Raw genomic sequence first — 21,757 nt, forward strand, 5'->3', positions numbered from 1 at the left:
TTCTTTAATAGATTAAAATCTTTGTTTGCTCACTGTCATAAATTTGCTATGGTAAAATATAACATAATTAGTAGCCGGAGGAAGGAGGCAAATCTATGAAATCCAAGATTCCATCTGAAGAAGTAGCCGTAAAGATGAATGAATGGTATAAGCTGATCCGCGCGTTTGAAGCCGATAAAGCTGAAGCGCTGAAGCGGGAGATTCAATATGAACTCGAAGATATGGAAGAAAATCAGGATTTATTATTGTATTTTTCATTGATGGAATTTAGGCATCGCATCATGCTGGATAAATTAAAACCCATGAAAGACGGCGACTGCCAGCCTCCGTTCTCTGAAATGCTCACTGAGATTGAGATGAACCAGCAAAAGCTGACCGGCTTACTGGAATATTATTTTTACTATTTCAGGGGAATGTATGAATTTAAGCAGAAAAACTTCATCTCAGCGATTTCTCATTATAAACGGGCTGAGGAAAAACTAGAATATGTGGAAGATGACATAGAGAAAGCCGAGTTTCTGTATAAAATTTCTGAAGTGTACTATCATATCAAGCAGACTTTCTTTTCGATGAATTACGCGGGACAGGCGCTTGATATTTACAAGAAATATGAATTATACGGAATGAGAAGGGTGCAGTGCAAATTTATCATTGCCGGTAACCTGATGGACGCCCAGCAGCATGAAAAAGCGCTGGAATACCTTGAATGCGCCTTGGAGCACGCGGAGCGGCTTGATGATCACTATATGATTGCTGCGGCCTATTATAATATCGGGCACTGTATGTACAGTTTGGGTGACTTTTGCAAGGCGGCGGAAGACTTTGAACGAGCGGCTGCCGGTTTTGAAGCGCACAGCTTCCAGCAGGTCATCCAGGCTGTTTTTTCACTCACGCATATCTACTTTAAAACGGAAAGATACAGTGACGCCGCCGCCAGCTATGCGCGGGGCATGAAAAGCGCGGCGGAGTGGGAAGACGAGATCTATATGACAAAATTCCGTCTGATTAAGGAGCTTTATCAGGGTGACGGCGGACAGGATTCGCTCAAAGAGTATTTTGACATTCTGGAATCAAAGGAGCTGTTGGCCGACACTGAGGAACTGCTTCAGGACGCGGCTCATTTCTTTCATAAACGGGAGAACTACAAAGCGGCATCTTATTTTTTCAGCAGGCTTGTCGGCGTGCAAAAAAGGCTGCAAATGAACAATTACGCATAATGAAAAAGAACGGGGGAGCTTCGGTTTCGTCGTTCTTTTTATGATCCCTTCTGTTTTCAGCCGGTCAAAACCGGGTACATGCTCTGTATTAACATCAGGGAGGAAATGAGACAATGTATCAGGATTTACAGGGAAAAACAGCGATCGTAACAGGTTCTTCGAAAGGAATCGGAAAGGCCATTGCCGAACGCTTCGGCAAGGAGCGGATGAATGTAGTTGTGAACTACCTCGGTGATTCCGCCGGAGCAGATGAAGCGGCTGACTTCATTGAGAAAGCGGGAGGCCGAGCTGTCACCGTAAAAGCCGATGTATCTTCAGAAGAAGGGATTCAGGCGCTGTTTGATGCCGCACAAGAGCACTTCGGCGGTGTGGATGTGATGGTCAACAACTCCGGCTTTAATGGCGCCGAAGCGATGCCCCATGAAATGAGCCTGGAAGATTGGCAAAAGGTCATCGACGTCAACGTGACCGGCACCTTTTTGGGGGCGAAAGCGGCCCTTAACCATATGCTCCAGCGCGGGACAAAAGGAACGGTCTTAAACATATCGAGCGTCCATCAGCAAATACCGCGTCCTGAAAACGTGCAGTACGCAACATCAAAAGGCGGGATCAAAATGATGACGGAAACGATGGCGCTCAATTACGCAGACAAAGGCATCCGGGTAAATGCCATCGCTCCCGGCACGATCGCCACGGAGTCCAATGAGGATCTGCAAGATGAAACACACAAACAGACCCAGCTGAAAAAAATTCCGATGAACGCCTTCGGAAAACCGGAAGAAGTCGCCGCGGCCGCCGCATGGATGGTGTCGGAAGAAGCAAGATACGTGACCGGAACGACACTTTTCGTCGACGGAGGCATGACGCTTTATCCGTCTCAGCTGGAAAGGTAAAAGAGGAGGGGAAACCTTCTCTTTTTTGTTTAGGGAAGGATCATAAAGGAAATGGTTCCCTAAAAAAACAGGGGGATCACAAGATGGCGAATGACTGGTGGAAAGACGCCGTTGTCTATCAAATCTATCCGCGAAGCTTCCAAGACACGAACGGCGACGGCATAGGCGACCTGCGGGGGGTTATCGCGCGTCTCGATTACATAAAAGAACTTGGCGCTGATGTGATATGGATCTGCCCGATTTACCCGTCGCCAAACGTCGATAACGGCTACGACGTGACGGATCATCAAGCGATTATGAAATCTTACGGAACGATGGAGGACTTTCACGATCTGCTTACGGAATGCCGCAGCCGCGGATTAAAGCTTGTGATGGATTTCGTCTTAAATCATACATCCACAGAGCATCCTTGGTTCAAAGAAGCGGAAATGAATCCGAACAGCAAATACCGTAAATATTATTTTTGGCGGCCGGGCACCGCAGACGGCCCGCCGACCGATTGGGTGTCGGATTACGGACAATCCGTCTGGCAGTACGAAGAGCATACAGGTGAATATTACCTGCATATGAACGCCGTCAAACAAGCCGATCTGAATTGGGAAAATCCCGAAATGCGGCAATCAGTGTACGAGATGATGAGATTCTGGCTCGATAAAGGCGTGGACGGATTGCGTATTGACCAGCTCCATCTTCTGTCAAAAAAAGAATACCTGCCGCCGTATGAAGATTATATCGCTCGCCGGGCTGATCCGAAGCCTTTCCGGCCAAACGGAGCACGGATACATGATTACTTAAAAGAAATGACGAAAGAGGTATTTTCCAAATATGACGTGATGTCGGTCGGCGAGGCCGGATCAGTGACGCCTGAGGAAGGGCTGGTCTACACGGGAACCGATGAGCATGAGCTGAATATGATTTTTCATTTTCAGCATATGGAGCTTGATCAGAAGCCGGGACAAGAGCATTGGGATGTAAAGCCGCTTGAGCTGTCTGACTTGAAGAAAGTGCTCACAGACTGGCAGAAAAAACTTGAGCACCAAGGCTGGAATACGCTGTATTGGTGCAATCATGACCAGCCCCGGATCGTATCCCGGTTCGGAGACGAAGGCAAATACCGCAAAGCATCCGCCAAAATGCTTGCCGCCCTGCTTTATTTCATGAAAGGCACGCCGTACATTTATCAGGGAGAAGAACTCGGTATGACAAACGCTCCGTTTGACAGGATAGAGGATTATCAGGATATTCAGACCGTCAATATGTATCACAAAAGGGTATTTGAAATGGGCCGTGACAGAGAGGAAGTCATGGCGTCCATCATGGCGAAAAGCCGCGACCATGCCCGTACACCGATGCAGTGGGACGGAAGCCGAAATGCCGGATTTACAGAAGGAGAACCGTGGCTGAAGGTCAATCCCAATTACAAAACGATCAATGCAGCCGAGGCTGAGAATGATCCCGATTCCGTATTGAACTTTTACAAAAAACTGATCCGTTTACGAAAACAGTATGCTGACGTCATAAAAGGCAGCTACACGCTGCTGCTCCCTGATGACCCGCAGCTGTTTGTGTATGAAAGACAGGCAAACGGACAAAAGCTCATCTCTATCAGCAATGTATCAAAAGAAGAAGCCGCCTTTTATTGGCCGGACGGTTCCGAGCCTGGAAGTGCGAAACTGCTTCTCAGCAACTATGAAAATGCCGGAAGCGCGGATTCCTGCATAACATTCCGTCCATATGAAACAAGAGTCTATCTGCTTGCCTGATCCTGAGCAGTCTTGATCCGCTTGGCAGCCGTCCTCGTTTCTTTTGTAACGGGGATGCTTCCTTTTGCTTTGGCGAGACCGAATGCCGGCATATTGACATAGATGGATTCATAACTGCCAGCGGGAACTGTATATGTTTCATGGTATATACCGACCGCTTGAGATGCGGCCGCGCGCTGATAAAAATGCCGCCATGCTTTCATATGTTTTTCTCCTTTGGCGTAGGACATAAGGTCATCAAAAGAGCGCCAATATTGGATCAGTGTAATGCTTCGTAATGTACAGGACATTTCCATAGAGAGAAAGCCGAGCTCCTTATTGGCATACAATTCTTTAATCATTGGCGTCATTGCTCGGACAACAGGAAGCCAGCGATGTATTGAAGGCCATTTGTTAATTCGAACACCGATAATAAAGACGACGGTTTCTTCATTGGAGCGGGCTGTTACCTGTGAAGCGGTGATCATCTGTTTTTTCATTTAAAGCTCATCTCCTTTTTGCAGTTTGCTGATGACGGCATCTGCCCACTCGATCGCGGCCGCTGTCACTCGTTTGCCGTAGTCAATAGTAAACAGCCTAAGCTCCATACCATCCCGTTTTAAAAGTGATTGTTCGATTGTTTCATACAGTTCATATTTCATATTGAGCTGGAGTTTATAGTGCTCTATCATCCGGATATTTGAGGCAGTGTCTTGTTTATCGCTGAAAAAAAGCTTCAGCAGCAACTCATTTTTTTCGGCAGCTGGCTGCTTGACCGGCTCGTTCAGCCAATCCTGTAATGCATCTTCACCCTTTTGGGTAAGGTGGTATTCTTTTTTGTCAGGACGGTCTTCTTGAACGGTTGTTGTCACCGTCAGCAATCCTTCTTCTGTAAGCCGTTTTAAATTAGGATAAATCTGGCTGTAGCTGATGGTCCAAAAATGCTGCAAACTCCGATCCATCATTTGCTTTATTTCATAACCCGTGTGACATCCTATTGTTATTAAACCGAGTAAGGCGTAATAAGTATCAGATTTCTTACTCAATTTTCACCCTCCTATATATTCAATAGATATATATCAATTAGATATAATAATAACGGAAACATATCTACACATCAATTCTTTTCAAAAAATATCTTGCAAAACGTAATTACTTCGTTTTATTATGGTATAGGAACAAATGAACGAGAAAGTACAAAGTACGGTTCGGAAATCGTCATCATTCTGATTTACAGGACAGGGGGAAACGAGCTTGTTTAAAAAATGGAGCGGAATCATTGTCATTGCAGCATGCTTTTTAATTGCGGCGGGCTGCGGCAATTCATCTACAAAAGGTTCGTCAGGTTCTTCGAAAAACGGCAAACTGCACGTCGTGACAACCTTTTATCCAATGTACGAATTCACAAAACAAATTGTCAAAGACAAAGGCGATGTAGACATGCTCATCCCGTCTTCGGTCGAACCTCATGATTGGGAGCCGACGCCGAAGGATATCGCCGGCATTCAAAACGCCGATCTTTTCGTTTACAACAGCGAATATATGGAGACATGGGTTCCCTCAGCGGAAAAAAGCATGGGCTCCGATCATGCGAAGTTTGTAAAGGCGTCAAAAGGAATTGACCTGCTCGAAGGTTCGGATGAAGAGGAAGAGGAGCATGATCACGGCGGTCATGACCACAGCCACAGCATGGACCCTCACGTTTGGCTGAGCCCGGTTCTTGCGCAAAAAGAGGTCAAAACCATTACGGCGCAGATCGTAAAACAGGATCCGAAGAATAAAGCATACTATGAGAAAAACAGTAAAGAATATATTGCAAAACTGCAGGATCTTGATAAACTATACCGTACAACATTAAATAAAGCGGCGAAAAAAGAATTGATCACACAGCATGCGGCATTCAGCTATTTAGCTAAAGAGTACGGTTTGAAACAGGTCGCGATTGCAGGCCTTTCTCCTGAAGAAGAGCCGAGCCCGGCCAAACTGGCAGAGCTCAAAACGTTTGCCAAAAAGCATGATGTGAAGATCATCTACTTTGAAGAAGTCGCATCGCCTAAAGTTGCAGATACACTTGCCGGTGAAATCGGCGCGAAAACGGAAGTGCTCAATACACTGGAAGGTTTAAGCCAAAAAGAACGGGATAAAGGCATCGGTTATATCGACATTATGGAGAAAAACCTCGATGCACTGAAAGATTCGCTATTGGTTAAATAACATAGTGTGCGCCGCGGGGTGCACACTATTTCTATGCGGGAAAGGAAGATCAGCATGAATCTCGTTACATTACAGGATATCGTTTTTGGTTATTCGCATACACCCGTGCTTGACGGCGTGTCGCTGGAAATCAAAAGCGGCGAATTCGTCGGCATTACAGGGCCGAACGGCGCGTCAAAATCGACGCTGATGAAAGTCATGCTCGGCATGCTCAGACCTTGGGAAGGAACGGCCGAGATCAGTAAAAAAAATGCCGCCGGAAAACGCCTGACAATCGGCTATGTTCCGCAGCAGATTTCTTCATTTAACGCAGGATTTCCGAGCACGGTTCTTGAGCTTGTGCAATCTGGCCGTTATACGAAAGGGAAATGGTTTAAACGATTAAACGAAACGGATCACCACGAGGTGGAAAACGCGCTGAAGATGGTGGAAATGTGGGATTTCCGCAACCGGAAAATCGGCGACTTATCCGGCGGACAGAAGCAGAAAATCTGCATTGCGAGAATGCTTGCGAGCAATCCGGATCTGCTGATGCTTGATGAGCCGACAACCGCGGTTGATTATGAAAGCAGACAGGGCTTCTACGAATTTATGCACCATCAGGTAAAAAATCACAACCGCACCGTCGTTATGGTGACACACGAACAAAATGAAGTCCAGCAGTATCTGGATAAAGTCATACGGCTTGAGAGGGGGGAAAAAGGCGGATGGAAATGTTTGACTTGGAATTCATGCGACGAGCTTTTCTAGCGGGAAGCATGATCGGAATTATGGCGCCGATATTAGGCGTATATCTCGTGCTGAGAAGACAGGCGCTGATGGCGGATACGCTGTCTCACATTTCATTGTCCGGCGTTGCCATCGGCTTTTTTCTCAGTACCAATATTACGGCGGCGAGCATCGTTGTCGTCACGATCGGAGCGATCGGCATAGAATACATGCGGCGGGCATACCGTACATATTCAGAGGTCTCTATCGCCATATTAATGGCGGCCGGGCTGTCGTTTGCGATGTTTCTGATCAGTCTGTCAAAAGGCGGCGCGTCGATGAGCATCGATCAATATTTATTTGGATCGCTTGTGACGGTCAGCCAGCAGCAGGTCTATATTATCGGCGGCATTACCCTGCTGATTCTGCTTTATTTCATTATTTTAAACAGACCGCTCTATCTGCTTACCTTTGATGAGGCGACGGCGAAGACATCAGGCATTAACACAAATCTCTTGTCAATGTCCTTCAGCATCGTGACGGGGCTTGCGATTTCGGTCATTATTCCGATTATCGGCGTGCTGCTCGTTTCCGCGCTGCTCGTATTGCCCGCGGCTTTTGCGATTCGTATCGCCAAAGGGTTTAAATGGGTGTTTACGGCAGCCATTGTCATTTCTCTGTTCAGTGTGTTCACGGGGCTGACGTCTTCTTACCAGCTCGGAACGCCTCCGGGGCCGTCAATTACTCTACTGTTAATCATTCTGCTTCTGCTCGGCTTTACGCTGCAGGGGATTTGGAATGCGTTTAAAAAAGGAAAAGAACGAAAAAACCGCCGTTAAGCGGGGCTGCAGTCTCATCTGCCGCTCCGTTTAACGGCTTTTTTTATAGAAATAAATCAGCGAGACGTTCGTATGATTCTTTTTTTGCTTCAAAGTCAAAGACGTTGCAGAGCACCATCATCTCTTTTGTCTGATAACGATCTGACAGTTCAAGCAGGTGGCGTCTGACTGCGGCGGGAGAGCCGATCACCATCCGCTTCCTGTTTTCTTCTATCTGCTTACGGTCCTCCGGGGAATACGGGTAAGCCTTCGCTTCTTCAACACTCGGCACACGGCTGTCGGCCCCTTTCCCGACACGAAGCAGCCATAAATCCTGGCTTAACGCGAGTTCTTCCGCTTTCTCATCCGTAGCCGCACATATGACGAAAATGGCACAGAGAGAGGCGGGAGCGGAAAAATGGGCGGAGGCCCGGAAATGATCCTGATAGATCTGAAAGGCTTTTTCCCCGCGTTCCGGATTAATGAAATGGCCGAAAACATAGCCCGCACCCTGCTGAGCCGCGCGTCTGGCGCTGTTTTCTCCGAGGCCGAGCACCCATAGCTGCGGGGCTGTTTCAATCAAAGGCGCTGTCTTTATTCCTGCATAATCATGATCCGCAGGGATAGAATCTGTCAGAAAGGATGATAAATCCTGAAGCTGTCTGTTGAACTCGGTCATGCTTTTCTTGACCCCGTCTGTGAGGGCGAGCCGGATTTTCGTCGTGCCGCCAGGTGAGCGTCCGACCCCAAGGTCAATACGATTCGGATGCAGCGCCTCAAGCTGACGGAATGTTTCCGCGACTTTATAGGGGCTGTACTGCGGCAGCAGAACGCCGCCTGAGCCGATACGGATGGACGTTGTGGCCGCGGCGGTATGAGCCATCATAATTTCCGGCGACACGCTTGCGAGCCCCCTTGTGCCGTGATGCTCGGCAAACCAGTACCTCTTATAGCCCCATCCTTCGCTGAGGCGGGCGAGCTCCGCGGAATGGCGAAGCGTCTCGTGCGGCCCGTTTCCTTTGGATACGGGCGCCTGATCAAGTATGCTTAAATCAATCACTCGTCTGCCCCTTTCCTGAATGTATTGATACAAGGATAGAAAAAATGGTTCGTCCCCGTCAATTTCTTTGTTTTCTCTATTCTCTCCGGAATGAAGGAGAATATAGAAAGTGAATTTTCGCCGTTTTTCGTCAAAAATTCTTATGTTTTATGAAACTTTGATATAATAAAAGACGTATATCTTAATAAATACCGGGATCCTTATCCCGGAATTTTGTGAAAATGCGCACTTGCGGCGTGCTTATCGGCACCCTTACAGAATAGGAGTGAATCATATGGCGATCTCTTTACAAAAAGGACAGCGAATTGATTTAACAAAAGGAAAAGCAGGCCTGTCAAAACTGCTGGTCGGATTGGGCTGGGACCCTGTATCATCGGGCGGCTTTTTCGGAAAGCTGTTCGGCGGAGGCGGTGCCAATATCGACTGTGACGCTTCCGTACTGATGCTTGAAAATGATAAAATGACAGACAGCAAAAACGTCATCTATTTCGGCAACCTGAAAAGCCGGTGCGGCGGTGTCGTACATACGGGTGACAACCTGACGGGAGAAGGCGACGGCGATGATGAACAAATTCTCATCGACTTGGCGAAAGTGCCCGCACAGATTAATAAACTTGTATTTGTCGTCAATATTTATGACTGCGTCAGACGCAAACAGGACTTCGGCATGATTCAAAACGCGTTCATCCGCGTCGTTGATCAATCTAACCGCGAAGAATTGGTGACTTACAATTTAAGAGATAACTATTCAGGCAAGACGAGCCTGATCGCGGCTGAAATCTACCGTCAGGACGGCGAGTGGAAATTCGCCGCAGTAGGAGAAGGCACAAACGATACAAAAATCGGCGATATCGTTAACCGATACGCCTAAACGAAAAAAAGGAGAGTGCACACATGGCAATTTCATTGGCAAAAGGGCAAAAAGTAGATTTGACTAAAACAAATCCGGGTCTTTCTAAAGTCGTTGTCGGCCTTGGCTGGGATACAAACAAATACGACGGCGGACATGATTTTGATTTAGATTCCAGCGTCTTTCTATTAAATGAAGCGGGAAGATGCGCGTCGCCTGATGATTTCATTTTCTATAATCAGCTTGAAGGCGGAAACGGTTCCGTCGCACATTCAGGCGACAACCTGACAGGCCAGGGCGAGGGTGACGATGAAAGCGTAAGAGTCAACCTGAGTGCGGTGCCTGCCGCTATTGACAAAATCTCATTTGTCATCACGATTCATGAAGCGGAAGCGCGCGGCCAAAACTTCGGACAAGTCTCCAACGCGTTCGTGCGCATTGTTAATGAAGAAACAAATGAAGAGCTGATCCGCTATGATCTGGCTGAAGATTTCTCAATCGAAACAGCCATTATCGCAGGGGAGCTCTACAGACATAACGGCGAATGGAAATTTTCCGCGATCGGCTCAGGCTACCAAGGCGGACTGGCCCGTATTGCGACAGATTACGGCCTTCAAATCGGCTGAACCATATAAAACACAGAAGGGAGAGGACGGCACATGGCTATTCAATTGTCGAAAGGACAGCGTGTTGATCTGACAAAAACGAACCCAGGCCTTACAAAAGCGGTGATCGGCTTAGGCTGGGATACGAACAAGTACTCCGGAGGGCATGATTTTGACCTTGATGCGTCGGCTTTTCTGGTCGATGCCCATGACAACTGTGTAAATGATCTTGATTTTGTTTTTTACAATAACCTGGAACATCCGAGCGGCGGCGTCATCCATACGGGAGACAACCGGACGGGTGAGGGCGATGGAGACGATGAACAAATTATCGTCGACTTCACAAAAATACCCGCAAATATAGAAAAGATCGGCATCACCGTCACGATTCATGACGCGGAAGCGCGCGGCCAAAATTTCGGACAAGTCTCGAACGCGTTCGTGCGCGTCGTCGATGAAAACAACCAGAATGAACTGCTTCGTTTTGATTTAGGGGAAGACTTCTCGATTGAAACGGCGGTTGTCGTTTGTGAGCTTTACCGCCATGGGGCTGAGTGGAAATTTAACGCCATCGGCAGCGGGTTTTCCGGCGGTCTGGCATCACTGTGCCGGAATTACGGCTTGCAGGTGTAAGCAGGAAATTACCGTTTTACTAAATAGGAGGAAAAAACTTGGATTTTCTACATCATATTATGTCGACCTACGCTTCCTTTTTTGATTGGAAAATGTGGGGTGAGGTGCTGACTGACCCTGTATCATGGGGGCTGATCGGTTCCTTGGTTCTGCTGGAAGGCCTGCTGTCGGCCGACAATGCGTTAGTGCTTGCGGTTATGGTAAGGCATCTGCCTGAAAAACAGCGAAAGAAAGCATTGACGTACGGATTGTTCGGAGCATATATTTTCCGTTTTATCTTTATCGGAATCGGAATGCTGCTCATTAAGTTCTGGTGGATCAAAGTGCTTGGCGCGCTGTACCTGGCTTGGCTCGTCATTAAGCATTTCTGGATCGGAGAAGGTGATGACGATACGGAAGGCATGAAGAAAAATTCTTGGATGGTCCGTACGTTCGGGATTTTCTGGGCCACTGTCGTTTCAGTGGAACTGATGGATCTTGCCTTCTCTGTTGACAGCATTTTGGCCGCGTTTGCGGTATCGGAAAAAGTGTGGGTGCTCTTGATCGGCGGTATGCTCGGCATTCTCATGATGCGTACAGTCGCAAAAGTATTCCTTGTTTTAATTGATAAAATCCCTGAGCTTGAAAACACGGCTTTCGTGCTGATCGGGATTATCGCCGTGAAAATGGCGGCGAGCGCTTTTGATTATGAAATGCCGCACGTGGTGTTCTTCGGAATCATCATCGCTGCATTTGTGGTGACGTTTGTCATCCATTATTTCAACAAACAAAAGCAGGTTCAGGAGCAGACGGCTGCATCTAAAGAAGAATAAAACCAAAAAGGAGGGAGAGTTCATTTCCTTCCTTTTTTGTACCGATAATCAAGAAGAGAAAGGAGGAAGATGATGAGGCAGGAAGAATTGGTGATCCGAAAGGCTGAGCTTGAAAACGATGACTGGGAAACGTTTCTGATGCAGCCGCTGCCGGAACGCCCCGGTTACGAGCGGGAAAACGGGCTGGCTTTTACCCGCCTTGCCGTCAGGATTTTAGGCACTCCTTATGATGAGACGGAATATTACAATACGCTTTTCGAGCTGTCTTCTCATGAAAACATTCATGTATTGAGCGAAACACTGGATAAGACCATCGCGCCTGAAACGTTTCAGGCGCTGCAGCACATTCATACGGTCAATCAAAAGGAGAAAGGGCTTTCGGTTTCCAGGTTTGTCGCGTTTCTCGACGGAGGCAGGCTGCTTGCCAAACATCCCGATCCGCTTATGCACCGCCGGCTGAGAACCGCGTTTATGACGCTTTTGGAAACCTTTGCAAGCCGGCATGAAAACGGGCTGAATCATCCCGATTTCCGGCGTGTGCTCCTGGATGTGTCAAAGTTTTCGCTGAACCACCTGAATCCATGGCTCGAACAAGCCGATATAGAGCGTGAGATGCCGAAGGTGGTGTGGTATGGAGACGCTGCCAAAAGCCAGCTCTATTTTCTCTATTATTTAATGCTGGTCGGCTGTGATGTCCTATTATTTCATCCGGCTGGTGAAGATCTGTTCAGTGAGATTGATCCGGATGAGGAGCTCAGCTTTGTGATAAAGCTCCCCGCAATAGGCGGCCTTGAGCCTTTTCCAAAAGAAAAACCGGTTAGAACCTCCACGGCGGCCTACCGGTCAACCAAAGAAATTGAGCATGTGTTAAACCATGAAGAGTCAATGATGTATAAGCCTTGGCAGTTCAGAGAGCATACCCCGCAGTCCGTGACATTAAAAACGACGTATGATGAGTTATTTCTCATTGCGAAGGAGCGGGCCTTTATCCGTCCGCAATTTAAAGCGGACAGGGAGCGGGTTGCCGTTCCGAACCTTTTTGCGAAAGTAATGGGGGTTTCCAAAGATACGAAAGAATATTGGAACAGGCTCCATACCGCCGCGGACTATCAGGAGACACACATGATCCGCAGTTTTCCGTTTACGGAAGAGCTGAAAGCCAACTACCAGTATCATTACAGTCAAGTCTTAAATGAAGAAGGAACGATTGACGCGGAAAGGCTGAAAAGAAGCAACATCTGGCAGTACAAGCATCTCCCGTCAGGGGTGCAGACCGCCATCGCCAATGTGATTTCTGACATGTGCAGAAACCCCGGAATGAAGGCTTTGCCAGGGGAGCAGGCAAGGGATGCCGCTATTTATTTGTTCCGCCAGGCGACGAACCTGCCCGCTTCGCTGCTGCAATTGATTCAGACGTTTGATTACGCCCAAACCGTTCCGAAGCTGCTTTTGTATCATACGGAACAAAATGGCGAATTCACGCGTTCTGATGCGGCCGCTCTTTTGTTTTTAAATAAATTCGGCGTTGATATCATCTTGTATAATCCGCCGGGTCATCAGGACATCGAGCATTATATAGAAGAAAGCCAATTTGATGTCCATTGGCTGGAGGACATGGTGTTTCGGCAGGAATATAAGGAGCCGTCACTCGTAAGAAAGCTGTTTAGAACTATTACGCAAAAGCAGGGAGAGTAAATAAACATGACAGAAAATCAAAATCCGCTTATTCTTGATAAAAATGAAGAGATTTCTGAACAAAAAGCAGACGACATCAGGCTGCAGCTCCGCCAAGACCCTGAGGTACAGCGCATCTCGCAGCAAATTGATGTGAAAAACCAAATGGAGCTGCTCGAGTATGGAAAAGAACCGGCAGTTGAAATCTCGAAGTTCTCCGATCGCATCTTAAATATGATGAAAACAACAAGTGTCACAGATTCAGGCACAATGCTGACGCAGCTCGGAAAAATCATGGATCGTTTTGACAAAAATGATTTCGATGAGCCAAAGGGATTTCTCGCTAAAATGTTCAAACGCGGAAACAGCATGATTGAAAAGATTTTTCAAAAGTACCGCACCCTGGGCGGAGAAATTGACAAAATCCATGTTGAAATTTCGAAATACAAAGATGAAATGGCAAAGACGAACCATACGCTTGAAGAGATGTATGAGAACAACATTAACTACTACATGGAGCTTGAAAAATATGTCGTTGCCGGGCAGATGAAGCTTGAGGAAATGCAGGCGCTTATTCCTTCTTATGAAGAAAAAGCGGCGGGCGGAAACCAGCTGGCGCAAATGCAGCTCGATACGCTGCGCGACGGGCTTCAGGCGCTTGAAGAACGTGTGTATGATTTAGATATGGCGCGGATGGTGGCGCTGCAGACGGCACCGCAGATCCGCCTCCTTCAGCGCGGGAATACGAAGCTTATCGGGAAGATCAATTCCGCTTTCGTCATTACGATTCCGATTTTCAAAAACGGCATTATTCAGGCTGTCACTGTCAAACGCCAAAAGCTTGTGGCTGATTCAATGAGCGAGCTGGACCGCCGCACGAATGAAATGCTGAAGCGCAACGCTGAAAATATTTCAAGCCAAAGCGTGGAGATTGCCCGTATGGCAGGCCGTCCGAGCATTGACATTGAGACAATCGAAACATCTTGGAATACGATTGTCAGCGGCATGCAGGAAACAAAGCAGATTGAGGAAGAGAACAGACGCCTCAGAGAAGACGGAGCGAAAAGGATTCAACAGCTCCAAGATAATATTAAAAACGCAGTCTTAAAGAATTAATCAGCACCCCGCTTGCTTACGGCAAGCGGGTTTTTTTGCGAAAAAAGATAATGACAATGTGTAAAGACAGGTGTAAACTTATACGGTAATCATTTTCGATTTGAGGTGCTGCTTATGAACAAACAACCTGCCGTCACACCGCGTAAACTTTTGGCGATTGCCGGAATGGGCTGGCTGTTTGATGCTATGGATGTCGGAATTTTATCGTTTATTATCGCCGCGCTTCACGCTGATTGGAATTTAACACCCGATCAAATGAAATGGATCGGAAGCGTCAATTCAATCGGTATGGCAGCGGGCGCTTTTGTATTCGGAATGCTGGCTGACAGGATCGGCCGGAAAAAAGTGTTTATGATCACGCTGTTATTCTTTTCTGTCGGAAGCGGCATATCCGCTTTCGCAACGGGATTGACGGTTTTTCTCATCTTGCGTTTTCTGATCGGTATGGGGCTTGGCGGAGAGCTGCCCGTCGCTTCGACGCTCGTGTCAGAAGCGTCTGCCCCTGAAAAGCGGGGGAGGATCATCGTGCTGCTTGAAAGCTTTTGGGCAGCGGGCTGGCTTCTTGCGGCGGTTATTTCTTACTTTGTCATACCGTCATTCGGGTGGCGGGCCGCACTGCTCTTAACGGCGCTGGCGGCACTTTATGCGCTGATTTTGCGGAGAAGCCTTCCGGAATCACCGGCGCATCAGGCCTTATCACAGAAAAAAAGCATACGCGGGCAGGCGGGAAGTGTCTGGGCGAAACCGTATAGCCGGCAGACGGTGCTGCTGTCTGTCGTTTGGTTCTGTGTCGTCTTTTCCTATTACGGCATGTTTTTGTGGCTGCCGAGCGTGATGCTGATGAAAGGCTACAGCATGATTGAGAGCTTCGAATACGTACTGCTGATGACACTTGCCCAGCTTCCCGGATATTTCTCAGCGGCTTGGCTGATCGAAAAAGCGGGGCGGAAGACCCTCTTGGTCATCTATTTGCTCGGAACGGCGGGCAGCGCTTATTTCTTCGGTGCCGCGGATTCATTGGGTATGCTGCTTGCGGCCGGCATGCTGCTGTCATTCTTCAATCTCGGCGCATGGGGCGTGCTTTACGCTTATACACCGGAGCAATATCCTGCGGCGATCCGTGCGACCGGTTCCGGCACTGCGGCGGCAGTCGGCAGAATAGGCGGTATTTTCGGCCCGCTTCTCGTCGGGTCGCTTGCAGCCCGGAACGTTTCGTTTACAGCTGTCTTTGCCGTCTTTTGCGCGGCCATCCTGATTGCCGTCATCACCATCCTTATTCTCGGAAAAGAAACGAAACAGACAGAGCTTGCGCAATGAGCACCCTTTTGGGGTGCTTTTTTTAGTGAGGCGTCTGTTTGGAAGGCCTATATTTTTCCTTAATGTTCCTTAATTTCAGGAAGAGGCAACACCTTTTTTTGGGACAATATCGCAAAAAAATTCTTGTATTTGTAAAAAAAGGATAGGAAATCAGTTTGCAGCATATTTGATGGAAACGTTCTCAAGCCTGATAAAAGCTCAATTTCCCTTGTAATTTATCATCATTAAGGAGGATTAGAGAGTATTTAGAAGCATACCAGAGGAAAATAAGTCACATGGATGTTTTTAAAGTAATGATACAAAATAAAAGGGATTATGATGTTTGTTTGACTTATTACAAACGTGTTACGGTATTAAAGATTGCTTATTATGGAGGGAAAATATGAATTCGGATGAGAAACCAATTAAGATAAAAGTCGAAAATGTATCTAAGGTTTTCGGAAAACAGACAAAAAAAGCCATTCAGATGCTGTCCAGCGGAAAAAACAAAAAAGAGATCCTGAAAGCGACCGGATCAACCGTTGGTGTCAATCAAGCAAACTTTGATGTATATGATGGGGAGATATTTGTCATCATGGGTCTATCGGGGAGCGGTAAATCAACTTTAGTGCGGCTGTTAAACCGGCTTATTGAACCGACTGCCGGGAATATCTATATTGATGGTGACATGATAACAAATATGTCAAAAGACCAGCTCCGGGAAGTGCGCCGGAAAAAAATCAGCATGGTCTTTCAAAAATTTGCACTGTTTCCGCACAGAACGATTCTTGAAAATACGGAATACGGATTGGAACTCCAAGGCGTTGACAAAAAAGAGCGTGAGAAAAAAGCGCTTGATTCGCTTAAACTTGTCGGTCTTGAAGGCTTTGAACATCAATTCCCTGATCAGCTCAGTGGAGGAATGCAGCAACGTGTCGGCCTTGCCCGCGCATTGACGAATGATCCTGACATTCTTCTGATGGATGAAGCTTTCAGTGCGCTTGATCCGCTGATCCGTAAAGATATGCAGGATGAGCTTTTAGACCTTCATGACTCTGTCGGCAAAACGATTATCTTCATCACGCATGACCTTGATGAAGCATTGCGCATCGGCGACAGAATCGTGCTGATGAAAGACGGTAACATCGTTCAGATCGGGACACCTGAAGAAATTCTAATGAGCCCGTCCAATGAATACGTTGAAAAATTCGTTGAAGACGTTGATTTATCTAAAGTTCTGACAGCGGGCCACATCATGAAGCGCGCTGAAACTGTGCGGATTGACAAAGGGCCTCGTGTAGCGCTGCAGCTGATGAAGAACTTAGGTATTTCTTCTATCTACGCCGTTGATAAACAAAAAAAGCTACTCGGCGTCATTCACGCGGCGGATGCGAAAAAAGCGGTCGAATCCGACTTATCGCTGCAGGATATTTTAAATACTGAATTTACGACTGTGCACGAAAGCACATACTTGACGGAAATTTTCGATGTCGTGTCCGATGCGAATATTCCGATCGCCGTCACGGACGATAAAGGCCGCATGAAAGGCATTGTCGTAAAAGGCGCATTAATCGGCGCGCTTTCAGGCAATAACGATTATATAAATGTTGAAGATTCTGCTGAACAAGCTCAGGATTCTTCTGTTCAGGGGGTGAAGTAAATGGACAGATTGCCTAGAATTCCGTTAGCAGATATCGTTGACCGGTTTGTTGACTGGCTTACTATGACGTTCGGAGGTTTCTTTGACGGAATCTCAAACGGATTAGCCGCTTTCGTAAACGCGATTGTGAGCGGGTTGGGTTACATCCCGTCTATTTTATTAACTGTGATTTTTGCAGCCCTTGCTTGGTGGATCAGTACGAAAGGAATTGCACTCTTTACATTAATCGGATTCCTTGTTATTGATTATTTGGGCTATTGGTCGCCGATGCTGCAAACATTGGCGCTTGTCGTAACATCTGTTTTGATTTCCATTATTATCGGGGTTCCGATCGGCGTGTGGGCGTCTCAAAAAGAAACGGTCCGCCGCATTGTCACACCGATTCTCGATTTAATGCAGACCATGCCGGCCTTCGTATACCTGCTGCCTGCGATTTTCTTCTTTAATATCGGCGTTGTGCCGGGCGTTGTGGCATCTGTTATTTTCGCGATGCCTCCGACGATCCGCATGACGGTTCTCGGTATTAAACAAGTTCCGGCTGATCTGATTGAAGCGACGGAAGCATTCGGTTCAACGACGTCTCAGCGTCTGTTCAAGGTACAGCTTCCGCTTGCCACAAAAACGATTCTTGCCGGTATTAACCAAAGTATCATGCTTGCGTTATCAATGGTCGTTATCGCGGCCATGGTAGGTGCGCCGGGTCTCGGTTCTGAAGTATACAGCGCCGTGACACAATTGAAAACCGGTGTCGGAGTAGAAGCGGGTATCGCGATCGTTATCGTCGCGATTACGCTTGACCGTATTACGCAAAACATTAAAGTGAAGAAAAAGAGCAGGGGGAATGCCTGATGCTTAAGAAAATCATCGGTGTCGGCGTTACCGCTGCGCTGGCTCTTTCTTTGGCCGCCTGCGGTTCGCAGACTGATGGTCAAGCTACGGCTGCGTCCCAGGTGAACAAAACCATTATCGGTATTGACCCGGGTTCGGGAATCATGGCCTTAACTGATGAGGCCGTGAAGGATTACGGATTGAAAGACTGGAACGTCGTGACAGCATCAAGCGCCGCCATGACCGCGACATTGAAGAAATCATATGACCGGAAGAAGCCGATCATCGTAACGGGCTGGACGCCGCACTGGATGTTCTCCAGATATAAGCTGAAATTCCTTGATGATCCGAAAAAAACGTACGGAACTGCCGAGCAGATTCATACGATTACAAGAACCGGCTTCAGTAAGGAACAGCCTAACGCGGTCAAAGTTCTCAGCCAGTTCAAATGGACGCAGGACGATATGGGAGAAGTCATGATTGCCGTTGAAGAAGGCGAAAAGCCGGCCAAAGCCGCTGCTGATTACGTGAAAAAACATAAAGATCAAGTGGCTCAATGGACAAAAGGCGCTCATAAAGTAAAAGGTGATAAAATCAACCTGGCTTATGTGGCGTGGGACAGTGAAATTGCCAGTACCAATGTAGTCGGAAAGGTATTGCAAGACCTTGGCTATGACGTGAAGCTGACGCAAGTGGAGGCAGGCCCGATGTGGACTGCGGTTGCGACAGGCAGCGCGGATGCATCATTGTCTGCTTGGCTACCGAACACCCATAAAGCTTATGCGTCTAAATATAAAGGCAAATATGAAGATGTAGGAACGAGTCTGACAGGCGTCAAGATGGGTCTGGTCGTTCCTCAATATATGAAAAACGTCAATTCAATTGAAGATTTGAAGAAGTAATGAAGAAAAGCAGCCCCGTGCCGGGCTGCTTTTTTTTATGCTTCAAACGATGCGAGGACGGCGGCCGTTAATATCTCGACGCCGGTAAAGATGGCGCTTCGGTCAAATGTCATATGGGGATGGTGAAGCCCCGGCTGCAGCCCGCACCCAAGACCGAGCATCGTCGTTTTCAAGTTCGGCACCTTCAACCCATAAAAGTGAAAATCCTCCCCTCCGGTCGTCACAAGAGGCTCATCAACATGTTCTTCTCCGAGAATGCCGCTTATCGCAGCCGCCATGATGGCTTCCGCTTCTTTGTTCCGCTCGGCTGCCGGGAGGCTGTGTTCTTTTTGCAGTTCAATTTTTGCGCCGAATGCGGCAGCCGCCGCCTCGCAGGCTCTTTCTGTTTCAGCGGTCAGTTTTTCCATGGCGGCATTGGTTTGTGCGCGGAGATCAAGGCTGAAGGATGCTTTTCCCGGGATGATATTGGAACTCTCTCCGCCTGCCTGAAGCTTTGTCATCTTCACGGAATGCGGGATGCCGGGATCAAGATGAATGAAGCTCAGCTTTTGCACGAGAAGGGCGGCGATTTCGATACTGTTAAGACCGAGATGCGGTCTCGCGCCGTGGGCTTCTTCTCCGATAATCATGCCTTCGATATGCCGGCTTGAGCCGTGCAGAATGGACGGCGCGCATCGGCCGTTTGCCGTTTCCTGTACGGGGCGTACGTGCACTCCGTATAAGAAGTCAACATCATCGAGCACTCCTTTTTCAATCATTTTCAGCGCTCCGCCGCCTTTTTCTTCAGCCGGCTGAAAAATAAAGCGGATGGTGCCCTTCGGAAGCTTCCGCTGGCGCTTTAAAAGCATCATCGTGCCGAGCGCCATGGTCATATGTGAATCATGTCCGCATGAGTGGTTCGCCTGAAAGACACCGTCCACTTCCTGCCACAGCGCGTCAATATCCGCCCGGACAGCCACGACAAGTGAACCTTCTCCGATTTCGCCGATCACCCCGGTACAATCATCAAACGTGCGGGTCCGGCAGCCTGCTTCTTTCAGTTTTTCAGTCAGATATTCAGTTGTTTGATATTCTTTCCAGCTTACTTCGGGATGGGCGTGCAGGTGGTTGAAAATATCCATAATGACTTGTTTATCATGCTCTGTCAGTCTGTTCATGCCGTAAGTCCTCCTTCAAAAGCTGTCTGTTTTTTATTTTTGATATTGAAAACAGGCAATCAGTCTGTATATAATATAGCACATATCTGTATTTTCTGAATAGTTTATAAATTTAAAGCGGGATGGTGATGTTATGGCTGTGCCGAAGGCCGAACCTGATTTAAAAAAGAAGAAATCGTTTGTGATGCCCGATGCTTACGTTCTGCTTTTCATTGTCGCTTTACTATGTGCGTTAGCGTCGTACATCGTTCCCGCGGGGGAATTCGACAGGGTGACAAAGGGCAGTGTGACGTCGGCCGTCCCGGGAAGCTATCATTCTCTGGAGCAGTCTCCGGTCAGCCCGATCGCTTTTTTCACCGCGATTCAGGAAGGGATGACAAGTTCCGCACCGATTATCTTTTTAATCCTCTTTACAGGGGGCACCATTGCGATTTTGGAGAAGACGGGCGCCATCAATGGATTGATCAATAATGTCATCAGTACGTTCCGTACAAAACAGCTGCTGTTTATTGCGATTGTCGGCGCCTTATTTTCGATCCTCGGCACAACCGGCATCGTCGTCAATTCCGTGATCGGTTTTATCCCGATCGGTCTGATTGTCGCCCGTTCGCTGAAATGGGATGCCGTGGCCGGAGCGGCCGTCATTTATATCGGCTGTTATGCCGGGTTTAACGCAACGATATTATCTCCATCGCCGCTCGGGTTATCACAAAGCATCGCGGAGCTGCCGCTGTTTTCGGGCATCGGCCTGCGGATTGCCGTCTATATTTGTTTTCTGCTTTCTTCTATTTTATATATATATCGGTATACGAGAAGGCTCAGGAAATCAAAAGACGCCAGCCTGTTGGGGAACGATTGGTTTCCGGCGGCAGGTTCAGTCCCGCAGGTATCTGAGCCGGAGGACAAACAAGTCTCGTTCACTGTCCGGCATAAGCTGATTCTCGCTGTTGCGGCTTTGTCGCTTGCCGGCTTTTTGTACGGCGCGCTCACCCTTGGCTGGTCTGATTCAGAAATGGCCGCCGTGTTCATTTTTATCTCGATCTTGTCCGGCCTGATTGCGGGAATGGCGGCAAATGATATCGCAAAAACGTTTATCACGGGCTCTCAGGGGCTCGTTTACGGAGCACTGATCGTCGGAATGGCGAGAAGCATTTCCGTTATTTTGGAACACGGAAAGCTGCTTGATACGGTAGTCAATGGACTGGCGTCACTGCTGCACGGTTTCAGCCCGATGGCGGGCGCAATCGGAATGTATATTTCCAGCGCTCTGCTTCATTTTTTGATTTCATCAGGGTCGGGGGAGGCGGTCGTATTTATTCCGATCTTGGCGCCGCTTGCTGATCTGATGGGCATCACGAGACAGGTTGCGGATTGAAGCGGTCATGCTTGGAGGAGGCGTCGTAAACTGTGTCAATCCGACTTCCGGCGTGCTGATGGCCGTATTGGCTGCAAGCGGCATTCCGTACGTAAAGTGGCTTCGTTTTATGGTCCCGCTGGCGCTGATCTGGTTTGTGATCGGCCTTGTGTTTATCTGCATAGGCGTCCTGATCAAATGGGGTCCTTACTAAACAT

Annotated in this window: 20 protein-coding genes and 1 pseudogene; 17 read left to right on the plus strand and 4 right to left on the minus strand. The window is 47.9% G+C overall.

Going from position 1 to position 21,757, the window contains the following annotated elements:
* The first annotated feature begins 95 nt into the window (after positions 1 to 95).
* The 3 genes from BAMF_RS21720 to BAMF_RS21730 all read left to right on the plus strand — a co-directional run bounded on the left by BAMF_RS21720 (position 96) and on the right by BAMF_RS21730 (position 3,873).
* Entirely contained in the window at positions 96 to 1,217 is a 1,122-nt protein-coding gene (locus BAMF_RS21720) for a response regulator aspartate phosphatase (RefSeq protein WP_013350919.1), read from the plus strand.
* Positions 1,218 to 1,330: 113 nt separating this feature from the next.
* On the plus strand, positions 1,331 to 2,110 hold the full coding sequence (locus tag BAMF_RS21725; protein ID WP_013350920.1) for a glucose 1-dehydrogenase: 780 nt from the start codon (positions 1,331 to 1,333) through the stop codon (positions 2,108 to 2,110).
* 83 nt (positions 2,111 to 2,193) lie between these two features.
* Positions 2,194 to 3,873, plus strand: a complete 1,680-nt coding sequence (locus BAMF_RS21730; protein ID WP_013350921.1) for a glycoside hydrolase family 13 protein — start codon at positions 2,194 to 2,196, stop codon at positions 3,871 to 3,873.
* On the opposite strand, the gene BAMF_RS21735 is transcribed toward BAMF_RS21730, so the two are convergent.
* On the minus strand, positions 3,858 to 4,352 hold the full coding sequence (locus BAMF_RS21735) for a DUF4188 domain-containing protein (protein ID WP_013350922.1): 495 nt from the start codon (positions 4,350 to 4,352) through the stop codon (positions 3,858 to 3,860). The two genes, BAMF_RS21730 and BAMF_RS21735, sit on opposite strands and share 16 nt — an antisense overlap.
* Positions 4,353 to 4,898: a PadR family transcriptional regulator gene (locus BAMF_RS21740; RefSeq protein ID WP_013350923.1), complete on the minus strand. Its 546-nt coding sequence runs from the start codon at positions 4,896 to 4,898 to the stop codon at positions 4,353 to 4,355.
* 208 nt (positions 4,899 to 5,106) lie between these two features.
* On the opposite strand from BAMF_RS21740, the gene BAMF_RS21745 reads away from it, so the two are divergent.
* The 3 genes from BAMF_RS21745 to BAMF_RS21755 are packed head-to-tail and all read left to right on the plus strand — an operon-like array spanning position 5,107 to position 7,613.
* Positions 5,107 to 6,066, plus strand: coding sequence for a metal ABC transporter substrate-binding protein (locus BAMF_RS21745; RefSeq protein WP_013350924.1), 960 nt, complete (start codon positions 5,107 to 5,109; stop codon positions 6,064 to 6,066).
* A 54-nt stretch (positions 6,067 to 6,120) separates the two neighbouring features.
* A complete protein-coding gene (locus tag BAMF_RS21750; protein WP_014469701.1) occupies positions 6,121 to 6,816 on the plus strand; it encodes a metal ABC transporter ATP-binding protein in 696 nt (231 codons plus the stop codon).
* On the plus strand, positions 6,774 to 7,613 hold the full coding sequence (locus tag BAMF_RS21755) for a metal ABC transporter permease (RefSeq protein WP_013350926.1): 840 nt from the start codon (positions 6,774 to 6,776) through the stop codon (positions 7,611 to 7,613). Before BAMF_RS21750 ends, BAMF_RS21755 begins: the two co-directional genes overlap by 43 nt.
* Positions 7,614 to 7,656: 43 nt before the next feature.
* Here the strand turns inward: BAMF_RS21755 and BAMF_RS21760 are convergent, their stop codons facing one another.
* The gene (locus BAMF_RS21760; RefSeq protein WP_013350927.1) at positions 7,657 to 8,652 is read right to left on the minus strand and encodes an LLM class flavin-dependent oxidoreductase; all 996 of its coding nucleotides are present in this window, start codon (positions 8,650 to 8,652) and stop codon (positions 7,657 to 7,659) included.
* Between the two features lie 274 nt (positions 8,653 to 8,926).
* Here BAMF_RS21760 and BAMF_RS21765 point away from each other — a divergent pair, with 274 nt between their 5' ends.
* The 10 genes from BAMF_RS21765 to BAMF_RS21810 all read left to right on the plus strand — a co-directional run bounded on the left by BAMF_RS21765 (position 8,927) and on the right by BAMF_RS21810 (position 19,028).
* Positions 8,927 to 9,523 carry a TerD family protein gene (locus BAMF_RS21765; protein ID WP_013350928.1) on the plus strand — a complete coding sequence of 199 codons (597 nt, stop codon included), beginning with the start codon at positions 8,927 to 8,929 and terminating at the stop codon, positions 9,521 to 9,523.
* A 23-nt stretch (positions 9,524 to 9,546) separates the two neighbouring features.
* The gene (locus BAMF_RS21770; protein ID WP_003156648.1) at positions 9,547 to 10,128 is read left to right on the plus strand and encodes a TerD family protein; all 582 of its coding nucleotides are present in this window, start codon (positions 9,547 to 9,549) and stop codon (positions 10,126 to 10,128) included.
* A 33-nt stretch (positions 10,129 to 10,161) separates the two neighbouring features.
* On the plus strand, positions 10,162 to 10,740 hold the full coding sequence (locus tag BAMF_RS21775) for a TerD family protein (protein WP_013350929.1): 579 nt from the start codon (positions 10,162 to 10,164) through the stop codon (positions 10,738 to 10,740).
* Between the two features lie 38 nt (positions 10,741 to 10,778).
* Positions 10,779 to 11,552 (plus strand): TerC family protein, encoded by a 774-nt coding sequence (locus BAMF_RS21780; RefSeq protein WP_013350930.1) that lies wholly within the window; start codon positions 10,779 to 10,781, stop codon positions 11,550 to 11,552.
* Between the two features lie 72 nt (positions 11,553 to 11,624).
* Positions 11,625 to 13,247, plus strand: a complete 1,623-nt coding sequence (locus tag BAMF_RS21785) for a YceG family protein (RefSeq protein ID WP_013350931.1) — start codon at positions 11,625 to 11,627, stop codon at positions 13,245 to 13,247.
* Between the two features lie 6 nt (positions 13,248 to 13,253).
* Entirely contained in the window at positions 13,254 to 14,342 is a 1,089-nt protein-coding gene (locus BAMF_RS21790; RefSeq protein WP_013350932.1) for a toxic anion resistance protein, read from the plus strand.
* 114 nt (positions 14,343 to 14,456) lie between these two features.
* Positions 14,457 to 15,659, plus strand: coding sequence for an MFS transporter (locus BAMF_RS21795; RefSeq protein WP_013350933.1), 1,203 nt, complete (start codon positions 14,457 to 14,459; stop codon positions 15,657 to 15,659).
* Positions 15,660 to 16,041: 382 nt separating this feature from the next.
* Entirely contained in the window at positions 16,042 to 17,298 is a 1,257-nt protein-coding gene (opuAA, locus tag BAMF_RS21800) for a glycine/proline betaine ABC transporter ATP-binding protein OpuAA (protein ID WP_013350934.1), read from the plus strand.
* Positions 17,299 to 18,147, plus strand: coding sequence for a glycine/proline betaine ABC transporter permease subunit OpuAB (gene opuAB, locus BAMF_RS21805; protein ID WP_013350935.1), 849 nt, complete (start codon positions 17,299 to 17,301; stop codon positions 18,145 to 18,147). It abuts the gene before it with no gap.
* Positions 18,147 to 19,028 (plus strand): glycine betaine ABC transporter substrate-binding protein, encoded by an 882-nt coding sequence (locus tag BAMF_RS21810; protein WP_013350936.1) that lies wholly within the window; start codon positions 18,147 to 18,149, stop codon positions 19,026 to 19,028. Before opuAB ends, BAMF_RS21810 begins: the two co-directional genes overlap by 1 nt.
* A 35-nt stretch (positions 19,029 to 19,063) precedes the next feature.
* On the opposite strand, the gene BAMF_RS21815 is transcribed toward BAMF_RS21810, so the two are convergent.
* Positions 19,064 to 20,185 (minus strand): M20 peptidase aminoacylase family protein, encoded by a 1,122-nt coding sequence (locus BAMF_RS21815; protein ID WP_013350937.1) that lies wholly within the window; start codon positions 20,183 to 20,185, stop codon positions 19,064 to 19,066.
* A gap of 133 nt (positions 20,186 to 20,318) precedes the next feature.
* On the opposite strand from BAMF_RS21815, the pseudogene BAMF_RS21820 reads away from it, so the two are divergent.
* Positions 20,319 to 21,753: pseudogene (locus BAMF_RS21820) on the plus strand (YfcC family protein).
* The last annotated feature ends 4 nt before the right edge of the window (positions 21,754 to 21,757 follow it).

Origin of the sequence: Bacillus amyloliquefaciens DSM 7 = ATCC 23350 (genome assembly GCF_000196735.1) — a bacterium.
GTDB classification, from domain to species: domain Bacteria; phylum Bacillota; class Bacilli; order Bacillales; family Bacillaceae; genus Bacillus; species Bacillus amyloliquefaciens.

What these genes read in the sequence shown, in the direction of transcription:
- BAMF_RS21815 (WP_013350937.1), bottom strand. Translation starts at nt 20,185, where the DNA reads ATGAACAGACTGACAGAGCATGATAAACAAGTCATTATGGATATTTTC.
- BAMF_RS21770 (WP_003156648.1), top strand. Translation starts at nt 9,547, where the DNA reads ATGGCAATTTCATTGGCAAAAGGGCAAAAAGTAGATTTGACTAAAACA.
- opuAA (WP_013350934.1), top strand. Translation starts at nt 16,042, where the DNA reads ATGAATTCGGATGAGAAACCAATTAAGATAAAAGTCGAAAATGTATCT.
- BAMF_RS21720 (WP_013350919.1), top strand. Translation starts at nt 96, where the DNA reads ATGAAATCCAAGATTCCATCTGAAGAAGTAGCCGTAAAGATGAATGAA.
- BAMF_RS21775 (WP_013350929.1), top strand. Translation starts at nt 10,162, where the DNA reads ATGGCTATTCAATTGTCGAAAGGACAGCGTGTTGATCTGACAAAAACG.
- BAMF_RS21765 (WP_013350928.1), top strand. Translation starts at nt 8,927, where the DNA reads ATGGCGATCTCTTTACAAAAAGGACAGCGAATTGATTTAACAAAAGGA.
- BAMF_RS21725 (WP_013350920.1), top strand. Translation starts at nt 1,331, where the DNA reads ATGTATCAGGATTTACAGGGAAAAACAGCGATCGTAACAGGTTCTTCG.
- BAMF_RS21735 (WP_013350922.1), bottom strand. Translation starts at nt 4,352, where the DNA reads ATGAAAAAACAGATGATCACCGCTTCACAGGTAACAGCCCGCTCCAAT.
- BAMF_RS21810 (WP_013350936.1), top strand. Translation starts at nt 18,147, where the DNA reads ATGCTTAAGAAAATCATCGGTGTCGGCGTTACCGCTGCGCTGGCTCTT.
- BAMF_RS21750 (WP_014469701.1), top strand. Translation starts at nt 6,121, where the DNA reads ATGAATCTCGTTACATTACAGGATATCGTTTTTGGTTATTCGCATACA.
- BAMF_RS21795 (WP_013350933.1), top strand. Translation starts at nt 14,457, where the DNA reads ATGAACAAACAACCTGCCGTCACACCGCGTAAACTTTTGGCGATTGCC.
- BAMF_RS21755 (WP_013350926.1), top strand. Translation starts at nt 6,774, where the DNA reads ATGGAAATGTTTGACTTGGAATTCATGCGACGAGCTTTTCTAGCGGGA.
- BAMF_RS21730 (WP_013350921.1), top strand. Translation starts at nt 2,194, where the DNA reads ATGGCGAATGACTGGTGGAAAGACGCCGTTGTCTATCAAATCTATCCG.
- BAMF_RS21785 (WP_013350931.1), top strand. Translation starts at nt 11,625, where the DNA reads ATGAGGCAGGAAGAATTGGTGATCCGAAAGGCTGAGCTTGAAAACGAT.
- BAMF_RS21790 (WP_013350932.1), top strand. Translation starts at nt 13,254, where the DNA reads ATGACAGAAAATCAAAATCCGCTTATTCTTGATAAAAATGAAGAGATT.
- opuAB (WP_013350935.1), top strand. Translation starts at nt 17,299, where the DNA reads ATGGACAGATTGCCTAGAATTCCGTTAGCAGATATCGTTGACCGGTTT.